We start from the raw sequence: 9,550 nt of genomic DNA on the forward strand, positions 1-9,550 counted from the left end.
GGCTGTTCTTCTTCTTGTTCTTCTTCTCAAAGGTGTAAAGTAAATCTGATAATGTCAAGTCTAGTTTACTATAACCGAAGATTATTCTGATGGAAATTTCTGAAACATCTGTTTCTGAGCGTCTTACGCAATTGGTTGCTCACTTCGAAAAAGGCAACAAAGCGGCATTTGCACGCACTATCGGAATAACGCCCCAGGGTGTAGGAGACCTATTGAAGGGAGCTTCGGGGGGGCCAAGCTTCACCGTTCTGCAGAATATTCTGATGAAATATCCTGGTGTAAATCAAGAATGGTTGATTTTTGGGCGAGGACCTATGCTCAACCCGATGGATAGCGCTGATAAGGTCGAGGCAGCGACTAAAGCTTTATTGAATACCGGTGAGCGCACTAGTGCGATCTACATGATGGACGAGCCAGAAAATCACCTTCATCCAGGCCAGCTTAAAAGATTCCTGGAAGAGCGAGTGGTTGTAGTCGATCAGCAAGGCAACACTATAGCACCCATTGTCAACTATTCCGTGGCCGCCAACTACCTGAGTGGCTATCAAACCCAGGAATACTTCGAGCACCTAGACACGCTCTCTTTGCCGCCCATGCTGGTGAAGGGAGGGCGCCACATGGTATTCCCGGTTATTGGTGATTCGATGTATCCCACCTTCAATGCGAAGGACTACGTGTTATGCCGTGAAGTCCAGAAAGGCGACTGGGAATACATCAATGATTTCACGGTATGTGTGGTAGTCAGTGAAACCTATGGCCTGCAGCTGAAGCGCGTAAAAGTGCGGCCTCGCGAGGGCTTTATCCGCTGTAAATCCGATAACCGCCAACACCGCTCCTATAATATAGAGCTGAATGAGGTATTGGAGATTTGGCGTTTTGAGTGGCGCCTTACTGCCTGCGCTGATAATGTGACAGAGAATGTCTTTATGAAGGTGGATAACCTTGAAGACTCCGTGCAGGACCTACGCATCCTTGTAGAAGGCCTAATGGATAAGAAAGAGCTACAGCGGCTGCTGGATTTGAAATCCACAAAGGGCGAATAAACCTATCTAATCTATACTATATGCTCTCGACACTACTACTGGAATATGGTGAAAATACCGGCTATGGCATAGGTGGCATCATTATGCTGGTTATTCTGGGCCTGCTATACTTTATACCAGCGCTTATAGCCAAGGGCACCCGAAAAGGGGAGTCCGTCTTCTGGTTGAACCTGCTGCTGGGCTGGACTTTCCTGGGGTGGGTAGGTGCCTTGGTGTGGGCGCTAATGAAGGACGCGCCACCAGTTGTTATCAAACAGACTGTGCAGGCGCCACCAGTGGTGCCCTCTAATTCTGTGGCTGATGAGCTCGATAAGCTGCGTAAGCTCCGCGACGCGGGCGAGCTGACCAACGAAGAATTTCTCCAACAGAAATCGCGGTTACTCCGTGGCCTAGCATGAGCTATCCAGAATTCGATATCGAGCAGATGGACCGGCGCTTCGTGCACGAGCTCGCTCGCCTGCACGAGATAGGCCAGTTCGACACGTACTCCGACCTTATGGAGCAGATGGGACTAGAGCGCGGCTTCGTGACGCGCATTGAGAAAGGCCGCTACCACGTCAACGTGCGGCTGCTCTACCAGGTGAAAGTGCTGTGCCCACAGCTCGACCTGGAGTGGGTGGTGATGGGCGCGCCGGCGACGGGCCGCGCCGAACCAACGGGCTGGCCAGAGCGACAGGTAGGGCGGCCTATTCGAGCCTGATCGATACGAACTGTGCCCAGAACCATACCCCAAAGTAGCGGGGTGTGGTAATGAGTACTGATAGTCAATTGGTTAAGAAGTAATAACGGTTTCCGGGTGGGGGCGGCTTTTTTTGTGCAGTTATATCATTGCTAACAATAAAGCCTCTACAGAAATGTAGGGGCTTTATTGTATATACCTCTGAAGTAGTGTTAAGTATGAGTATCCACATCATTGACTTCCAGGGCTGGGGAATAGTGCGCACGAAGCCGACTAATTAAGCGCTTATGTATCTATGTATAGATAGCTGTTGAGGCTTATCATCTTACTTTCTGCCTGTAGGCAGCGTATTCTTGTATTTGACAAGTGCTACCCTCAAACTAAGGGAGTAAGTCAATGCCATAGTCTGCCGGACTGCGGGCAAATCTGTTCCTATATAGTAATGGGCTAGACAGTTTATCAAATTAGGTTTGACTGTGTTGAGTTAGTTCCTAGGCCCTTAGCTATGTCTGAACGTCCAGTTGCCTTGATATTCGCCAAGTGTTTTTAATGTACATAACAGCAAAAATATTTCACTGTAGGTATTAACATCATTGCTATTTTACGTAAGTTTAACAAGAAAATATTGAACTTATCTCGAAAGGGCTTATGCATTCTTCTACGCAAGAGAAACCAGTTGCTGTAAACCCCCATTCTTTATTTCATATCTGCAAAATAGAAAATAACAGTTCCCAACTCTTACTGTGGAGTTTCATATGTGCAGGAATCTTCTTGCGTATTTTCCATTATGTTGACAATCGATCTTTTTGGATCGACGAAATTTATCTTAATACTAGTATTATAAAGATGAATTTTTGCGAATTGGCAACCACTCCCTTGTATTATGAGCAAAAAGCACCATTAGGATATTTATGGCTTGTACGATTGACAGTGATACTGTTCGGAAAGAGCGAGATGGCACTTCGGCTTGTTTCACTGCTGTGCGGGGTTGTTACACTGCTAATTTTTCTGCCTGTTACACGCTATTTTCTTCGATCTAAAGGCGTGGTAGTAGCTATGGCTTTAATAGCTTTAGCTCCTCCTATTATATATCACTCAGTAGAGGCTAAACAGTATAGCATGGAGTTAATGGCTTCTGTTCTATGCTTATTTCTTTACATCAGATACAAGCAGGAGCTGACTTGGAAGTCACAATTTATATGGGGATTATGGGGAGCAAGTATTCTATGGTTTTCTCATTCTTCTATATTTATTTTAGTAGGTATAGCCTTAGGGTGCGGTCTTACTGGTCTACTTAAAAAAGATTGGAAGCTTATAACCAAGCTCACGCTGCCATGTACTATGTGGGCTAGTAGTTTTATTATAAACTATGCCCTTTTTACTTATAAATCATCAGCAGCGGCTTGGCTTACAGCATGGTTTGAAGTAAGATCTGGCTTTATGCCTTTATCTGCAGATACCCCTAAATGGCTTTATCGCGCACTAAGTAATCTGCTAAATTACCCATTAGGCATATTATGGAAGTTCTCTCTTCCCGAAGCCTCCATTCTGGCTTTAGTAATCAAATTATTTTTCGTATTGATTGCACTTACGTTCATTGGTCTGAGCATTGTTAAGCTTTATCGCAATAACAGCCCATGTCTAATTGTATTGCTCTCCCCAGTAGTTTTAACTTTATTAGCTTCGTGTTTGAAGATTTATCCTTTTTATGAGAGGCTAACTTTATTTTTAGCTCCTATATTTATTTTACTCCTTGTAATTGGGAGTAGTAGATTAGCCGATTTATTGCCAGTGAGTTCCCGCCGATGGTCTTATGTAGTATTCGTGCTACTATTGATATGGCCATTATGTAGTTCTACTGTTCAAGCAATTAATCCTCAACTATTCGGTGGCACCAAAAAGCAATACTACAGAGAGAGCCTACTATATTTGGATCAGCATTACCAGAAGGGAGATGTAGTATATATCTACTGGAATACGCTGCCGGCCTATCGGTTCTACAAGGAGGCGTATAATTTAAAATTCAAAGCAATAAAAGGAAAGGATGCACGGTATGTCTCCCATAATGCTCGTGAATATTTTCAAAGATTAGCCGCTGATAAAGAGATTTTAGTTGGCAAAAAGCGCGTATGGTTCCTTTATGAAAGAGAATTTGTAATAAACATAGGCGAATATGATAATCAGCCTAATTGGTACTATGCTTTACGGCCCGAAAGTGGTAACTTATTTTATAGCTATATAGCGGATGCGGGAAAGGTAATACATACCTATAAAAATGCTCAGCATACTGTAAGTGTATTGGATTTATCTATGCCAAAAAATGGCTGGTGAGACAAATAATATATAAATTTTATTTGATATATTATTGTTAGGATTCAAATGTCTGTACAAAGGTATAGTAAGTTCAAGGTGCAAAATATACAGCTATAAAGTTTAGGTATAGTCACAATAGGAGTATATTGCGAAACATGGTATTTGTACAATGAATTTTCATGGAGTGCTATAAATCCTATTAATGGAATTATTTTTAATATCCTTTTATTAATCTTGCATTTATATATTGACGAGAGGTATCATACGTCTCTTTTTCTGTTATAACGGCTAACCAGTTTATATAACGCCGTTGTATTTCTGTCAGTTGAGCATTGTATGCTTTCCAAGCTACGCACCGCAACATTCGTTAAGACTTAAGTATGACTATTAAAAAAAGGTGAATCATTTGATTTACCTTTTTTTATTGACTGAATGATATAAACTATAGCTTGACAAGTACAGGCAGTTGCAGTTCAAACTGTCAGGCGAACTCCTGACTGGTTAGAATGTGGCCTTGCTTCTGGGCATTGTTTGCCACGCTATAGCCCCACTGAGCGGCCGCCAAGCGTTGGTAGGCGTTCCGTGGTGGCCGCTGCTGGTAAAGCCGCAGTCGCCGATGTTGAAGAATCCTTGCAGTAACTGCTGGACCCGCCTCCATTGCATGGCAGCGCCCCGGGCATGGGAGAGTTAGTAAGCGGAGTAAGCATCGGCCATCAACTCGGTTCTGAGGGTTTCTTCTGGGCTGCTTACGCAATGGTATCGGGATAGTGACTAAAGTATAAGATAATCTTGATATATCATAAAATAATTGGCCATATAAACTCATCTATACCACCACCATCCGCTACCTGTACTTCATACCCTGTTTAATTATTGACAAAAATTAATATAATAGTCTTACAATCAGTGAATAAAGCCACAGTTAAGCTGATTCTGAATTGGTATATAATAAGTTTATATAGAAAAAATGTTCTGTTGCCAGGAAACGCCAGTGCTTACTTAGGTTCTTAGCCCTAAGTGAGCACTGGCGTTTCCTGGCAACAGAACATTGACAACGAGTGGCTAATAGAACCAGGAGTGGCCTAACGACTGTAATACGTGTCGGTGTTGGTATGACCACGGCCCGGAATGAACTCACCTTCTGCATGCAGGGTAAGTTCGCGGGAAGTCAGATCAACTATCGTAAGGATGGCCCGGGCTCTGTCGTAGTAAATGGTGGAGCCATCCTGTACATAATTCAGGGGAGGAGTAAGAGCAGTTCCGTCGGGGAGGAAGCGCTGCAGTGTTTCGCCGTTTATATCGAGATACGTAGCGCCCGGTGCAGCTGCTTGGGGCGTGGTCTGAATCACCTCATTATTGACATCATAGCGCGTGATAACGGCGTGCTGCCATATCCAGCGGCCCTCCAAGGAAGGCTTAGGCTGCGGATCAGTATTGGTTTTTTCTTTCTGGCAAGCAGAAGTAAATAGCACCAGGCCTAGAAACAGCAGGGGTAGATTGCGAATCATGATATGATGATGTAGCTTCTAATAGAGTTACCAGCCAGGATAAGCGCCGGTAGGAGTAATATCTGGCAAAGGTACTATTTGGATAGTATAATTTATAATTATTTGCCTAGCCACCTCTATTCTGTACCGCCAACGCATAAAAGGCCTACACCAAAATAGCTCATTACCAAGCAGGGGCTGGTTCTGTGCGGGTAGCGAATTTATTTGTGGGGCTGCTGGCTATTCTGCGCTTCATGGAGCCAGGCTCGGGCGTCCGTGATGTCGTCGAACATGCGCATCTGCAGGCGTCCGCCAATTCCGATGTGCATGGACTCAGCGGAAAGCGCGGCCAAGGACTTGGCGCTTACCACGTGGGCAAAATGGGTGAGGCCCTGCGCAATAGCGCGCGGTGCCCATTCGGCCACAATCCACTGCACGGCGTGGTCCCATGGCCCAATCACGTGCCGGTTATCGTTTAACAGAAATTGGCACGCGTGTTCTTTCAGGGGTTGCAGGCAGGCATCGGCACCAACCATAACGCCGGAAAGCGTCTGATGGCCTATCCAATTATTATACACCCATTTATTGACAGCATCATACTCTGTGGTCATATAGACGTTGCCGAATCCATTGCGTAGCACTGTTTGCATGAGAAAGGCGTTTGGAATGAACTGTAAGATCGGGGCTGCTCATGCACTACTAGGTGGTCTGGCTGCCCCTGGATGGCAAGCTCATTTTCGTGGACGATAGTAAGAGTAGCGGTACCAGTAGCCTGCATCCGAATGACCAAATCTACTCCTTTTCCCCAGACCGGAAAGTGTCACTTGAATCTTTGATTTATCCCAATACGGTTGACACTTGCTGCCTCATCAGAAAGAGGGTTTGAGCCCTCCTGTGTATACATGGTTGCTTCGGCAAAACCAACTAACCGGCCTTTGCTCTGCAACCAAGCGCAGCTATTCATTACAACTTATACGGGAGGCAGCAGAGTGGCCTAAGCCACTCTTATGACGGCAATTGCAGCCCGTAGAGAGACTAAAACTGTATGCAGCAGGAAGGATCAGGCAAAGAAGACCAGCGCCGAGAGCAGGGTGGTAACCACTTGGTGCCAGCTGGCATACGACCAAGGGCTGTTTGCAGGCAGGCTGAAATGGGTAGCATCGCGCTTTGCTGCCGCCGCCCAGGCCAGCAGAACATGGCGGCCGGGCAGCACTTGATCTGGCTGCATAGCGGCGGGCCAAAGCTCCCTAGGCCACTCGTACAGGAAGTACTCGGCTTGGTCGGCAATGCGGGCCAGCCGAGCGGCCGCGTAGGAGTCGGAATGCGTGATGTGGCGGGCGGAGCGGTACAAATCTCGCAGCGCCTTTCTGGATGGCAGCGCCTGAACAGATTCGGTCGGAAAACAGGAAGCGGAATTTTTCATCAGCCCCCACCTACGAGGCACTAAAGTGAAACGGATTGAGGGATTCAGCAGAAACAGACAAGAAATACATAAAAAATTAAAAGTTGAATTTTTTCGCTAAAACGGCTGTTTTAGCGCTCTTTTCGACCAGTTCAGGAAAGGAGCTGCCGCGGTAGTTCGGCGTCATCGGGAAGCACCTCGGCCCCCGTGCCGTGGTCGGGCGCTAGGGATTTCCAGGTGGCCTGCTTCAGCTCATCAAGGCGGCGCAACGTATCAGCAACGGTGCTGTTGGCGCGCAGTTTCTCGAAAAGGCCCGTCTTGTGACCTACTTTAATCAGCTGCTCCAGGGCAAACGGCAGCACCCACCCTACCACGCTGGAGGCCAGCACACCACGTAGGCCTATGCGCAGCAGCAAGCGGGCCGCCATGCGTTCCAGCAGGAGTGCTCTGACGGCAGGCAGCCCTTTGTTGGTCAGGAAATCGATGACTAGTTGCGCGTTGCCTTTCTGTACTTCTGCCCGCAGTACATCCTGAATAGAATCGAGGGCGGTCCGGACTGCACGCTGAAACAACCGGCCGGTCTGCCAGGCGCGTAGGCCAGTAGCGCGAGCGGCGCTAAAAAGAGGCGGGAGAAAGGAGAGTTTCTTCATGAGAATAAGCACAACACTATGTGTACGGCTGGCCATCAAAGATGGCTATTGCAGGCTGCCCCCAAACCAATGAGGTGCGTTTCGCGTCCTGAAGCAAGTCGGATGTTTTTCCGACAACCTAACGGCCTTTTTATATGCACCACATTAGCATAACCCAGCCCGGCGGCCCAGAAGTGCTGCTGGTGCAGGAGTCTCCCCGGCCCCAGCCCAACGCCCATGAAGTACTGATTCGGGTGCATGCCGCCGGTGTAAACCGCCCCGATGTGCTGCTGCGCCAAGGCAAATACCGCGGCAGCGGCGACGTGGCAGGCCTGGTGCCGGGTCTGGAAGTAGCGGGCATTGTGGAGCAATGTGGCACTACTGTGCAGCGCTGGCAGCCCGGCGACGCCGTGTGCGCCCTGCTTACGGCGGGTGGCTATGCAGAGTACGCCGTAGTAGATGCCCGGCATTGCCTGCCGGTGCCCGAAGGCTGGACCATGACGGAGGCAGCCTCACTACCCGAAACCGCATTTACGGTGTGGCACAACGTGTTTCAGCGGGGCGCTTTGCAGCCCGGCGAAACGCTGCTGGTGCACGGGGGCAGCAGCGGCATTGGCATCACGGCTATTCAGCTGGCGCATGCGCTGGGCAGCCGGGTGGCCGCCACGGCAGGAAGCGCCGAGAAATGTGCCGCTCTTGGTCCGTTAGGAGCCGATATCGTCATCAACTATAAGGAAGCCGATTTTGAGCAGGTGCTAGCTGAAGAAGGCGTGGATGTGGTGCTGGATATGATAGGAGGCGAGTATACTCCCAAAAATCTGCGCCTGCTTCGCCCCGATGGCCGTCTGGTTTTCATCAATGCCATGCAGGGTGGCCTTGCAGAGTTCAACGCGCTGGACGTGATGACCCGGCGCCTCACCATTACGGGGAGTACGCTGCGGCCCCGCTCCGCTGAGTTTAAAGCGGCGCTGGCCGCCGCCGTAGAGCAGCACGTGTGGCCTTTGCTGGCGGCCGGAAAATTTCGCCCCGTTATCTATAAAACCTTTCCGCTTTCTGAAGCCGCCGCTGCGCACAAGCTCATGGAGAGCAGCGCGCACATTGGGAAGCTAGTGCTCGAGGTAGTATCAGGCAAGCAATAGGGGCCAGCAGCCCAGAGCACGACAAATAAAATATGTAGGCCAGTGTATTGGAAATAAGCTGGCTAGGCCACGTATAGCACTAAAAAAGCCCGCTGTCGAGCGGGCTTTTTTAGTGCGTAGGGAGTAGTGAGTTTACATCGAATGTCAATGAAAACAGGCCTAGGCCCGCTTCCATTTGATGGTGCACCCGATGGCTTTGGTGGAGTTTACGGAGGCTGGCTTGCCAGCCATAATATCGGTCAGGGCATTTTCCAGGTACTTGGTTTTAACCTGGCTGGCATCCTCGGAGTTGTCATCAATGGCCCCGATGTAGCTCACCACGAAATCTGAGCCTTGGCGCGTGAGCACATACAGGTGGGGCGTGCGGGTGGCGCCGTAGGTTTTAGCTACCTGCTGGGTTTCATCCTGGAGATAGGGGAAGCCATACCGCTTGGCTTTGGCCCGCTTCTGCATTTCGGAGAAGGAGTCGCCGGGGGCTACGCTGGGGTCGTTGGGGTTGATGGCTACTACTGGGTAACCTTGGCTCGCATATTTCTGGTGGAGTGCCAGAATGCGGCTCTCGTAGGCCTGTGCGTAAGGACAAGTGTTGCAGGTGAACACCACAATGTAGCCCTTCACAGCTTTGTTATCGGCCAGGGAAACCATTTTCCCATCTACATTCTTGAGCTTGAAGTCCGCGACCTTATCGCCAACCTGGTAACCCGGCGACGCCGGCCGAAGCACAATGAAGCTGCTCAGCGCCAACAGTAGGCACGCAGCCAGAAAAGGGAGGAGCTTTTTCATAAGACAGAAGAAGTAAAGTGGAAGATTAGGAACCGTAATGCTCACATTATAAGTGAGGTGAAAGGCCTAAGGGAC

General features: G+C 48.8%; 10 protein-coding genes. 5 read left to right on the forward strand and 5 right to left on the reverse strand.

The window, feature by feature from the left end; all coding sequences use genetic code 11:
- The first annotated feature begins 89 nt into the window (after nt 1-89).
- The 4 genes from CFT68_RS03250 (at nt 90) to CFT68_RS03265 (ending at nt 4,053) form a co-directional block, all read left to right on the forward strand.
- Nucleotides 90-1,043 carry a S24 family peptidase gene (locus CFT68_RS03250; RefSeq protein ID WP_088841988.1) on the forward strand — a complete coding sequence of 318 codons (954 nt, stop codon included), beginning with the start codon at nt 90-92 and terminating at the stop codon, nt 1,041-1,043.
- A gap of 20 nt (nt 1,044-1,063) precedes the next feature.
- Nucleotides 1,064-1,441, forward strand: coding sequence for a superinfection immunity protein (locus CFT68_RS21900; RefSeq protein WP_088841989.1), 378 nt, complete (start codon nt 1,064-1,066; stop codon nt 1,439-1,441).
- Nucleotides 1,438-1,743, forward strand: a complete 306-nt coding sequence (locus tag CFT68_RS03260; protein WP_088841990.1) for a hypothetical protein — start codon at nt 1,438-1,440, stop codon at nt 1,741-1,743. The genes CFT68_RS21900 and CFT68_RS03260 overlap by 4 nt, the downstream gene beginning before the upstream one ends.
- A 627-nt stretch (nt 1,744-2,370) precedes the next feature.
- On the forward strand, nt 2,371-4,053 hold the full coding sequence (locus CFT68_RS03265; RefSeq protein ID WP_088841991.1) for a glycosyltransferase family 39 protein: 1,683 nt from the start codon (nt 2,371-2,373) through the stop codon (nt 4,051-4,053).
- A 1,064-nt stretch (nt 4,054-5,117) separates the two neighbouring features.
- Here the strand turns inward: CFT68_RS03265 and CFT68_RS03270 are convergent.
- The 4 genes from CFT68_RS03270 to CFT68_RS03285 form a co-directional block, all read right to left on the reverse strand.
- On the reverse strand, nt 5,118-5,543 hold the full coding sequence (locus tag CFT68_RS03270) for a hypothetical protein (protein WP_088841992.1): 426 nt from the start codon (nt 5,541-5,543) through the stop codon (nt 5,118-5,120).
- 200 nt (nt 5,544-5,743) lie between these two features.
- Nucleotides 5,744-6,172, reverse strand: coding sequence for a hypothetical protein (locus CFT68_RS03275; RefSeq protein ID WP_088841993.1), 429 nt, complete (start codon nt 6,170-6,172; stop codon nt 5,744-5,746).
- Between the two features lie 410 nt (nt 6,173-6,582).
- The gene (locus CFT68_RS03280; RefSeq protein WP_141106423.1) at nt 6,583-6,945 is read right to left on the reverse strand and encodes a hypothetical protein; all 363 of its coding nucleotides are present in this window, start codon (nt 6,943-6,945) and stop codon (nt 6,583-6,585) included.
- 131 nt (nt 6,946-7,076) lie between these two features.
- Nucleotides 7,077-7,574, reverse strand: a complete 498-nt coding sequence (locus tag CFT68_RS03285; RefSeq protein WP_088841995.1) for a hypothetical protein — start codon at nt 7,572-7,574, stop codon at nt 7,077-7,079.
- A 134-nt stretch (nt 7,575-7,708) separates the two neighbouring features.
- Here CFT68_RS03285 and CFT68_RS03290 point away from each other — a divergent pair, with 134 nt between their 5' ends.
- Nucleotides 7,709-8,692 carry an NAD(P)H-quinone oxidoreductase gene (locus tag CFT68_RS03290; RefSeq protein ID WP_088841996.1) on the forward strand — a complete coding sequence of 328 codons (984 nt, stop codon included), beginning with the start codon at nt 7,709-7,711 and terminating at the stop codon, nt 8,690-8,692.
- 159 nt (nt 8,693-8,851) lie between these two features.
- On the opposite strand, the gene CFT68_RS03295 is transcribed toward CFT68_RS03290, so the two are convergent.
- Entirely contained in the window at nt 8,852-9,475 is a 624-nt protein-coding gene (locus tag CFT68_RS03295; protein ID WP_088841997.1) for a thioredoxin family protein, read from the reverse strand.
- Nucleotides 9,476-9,550 lie beyond the last annotated feature (75 nt).

The organism is Hymenobacter gelipurpurascens, from assembly GCF_900187375.1.
Taxonomy (GTDB): Bacteria; Bacteroidota; Bacteroidia; order Cytophagales; family Hymenobacteraceae; genus Hymenobacter; species Hymenobacter gelipurpurascens.